The sequence below is a fragment of the Pseudomonas sp. GM78 genome (assembly GCF_000282475.1).
GTDB lineage: Bacteria > Pseudomonadota > Gammaproteobacteria > Pseudomonadales > Pseudomonadaceae > Aquipseudomonas.
In genome coordinates, this window is the sequence record NZ_AKJF01000190.1 from 1 (window position 1) to 674 (window position 674).

The 674-nt window shown below is 57.9% G+C and carries 2 protein-coding genes; both read left to right on the plus strand.

The annotated features are described in order from the left end of the window. Positions 1-340: phage portal protein (locus tag PMI35_RS05990; RefSeq protein ID WP_008064332.1), on the plus strand; the 340-nt coding region annotated here is incomplete at its 5' end. Between the two features lie 2 nt (positions 341-342). Then, a partial coding sequence (locus PMI35_RS05985; RefSeq protein ID WP_008064334.1) for an ATP-dependent Clp protease proteolytic subunit occupies positions 343-674 on the plus strand: 332 nt, incomplete at its 3' end.

The following is a 674-nucleotide window of genomic DNA, read 5'->3' on the forward strand; positions in this document are numbered from 1 at the left end:
GACCTTTAGCATCAGTTCGATTACCAACCAGATTCAGCAGTGCGTTAACAAGCGATTGTTGACTCCGGCGGATCGCGTTTCGTACTACGCCGAATTTTCGCTTGAGGCATTCCTGAAGGCCGACACCGCCGGGCGCTCAGCCTGGTATAGCCAGATGACCCAGAACGGCATCATGACTCGTGACGAGTGCAGGGTAAAAGAGAACCTCCCCCGGCACGGCGGCAATGCAGGCGTGCTAACGGTTCAAACAAACTTGACCCCCATCGACAAGCTGGGCGAATCCACCGATGGCCAGGCCGCGCAGACAGCCTTGAAAAGCTGGCTCGGCCATAAGGAGTAACCATGGCACTGAATATCAATGCTCGCAGTTTCAACTGCGAGCTGAGCCCTCGCGCGCTCGATCTATGGAACCCGGATCTGCGTGCGGCGCTGGAAGCCGGGACTGACACCATTACCATGTACGGCATTATTGGTGAGGACTGGTTCGGCGAGGGCGTCACCCTCAAGCGCGTTGACGCAGCGCTGCGGGCCATTGGTGATAAGCCGGTCACCGTTTACATCAACTCGCCAGGTGGCGACATGTTCGAAGGCATCGCGATTTACAACCGCCTGATCGAGCATTCGCAAGAGGTCACCATCAAGGTGCTAGGCCTGGCCGCTTCGGCGGCATCCGT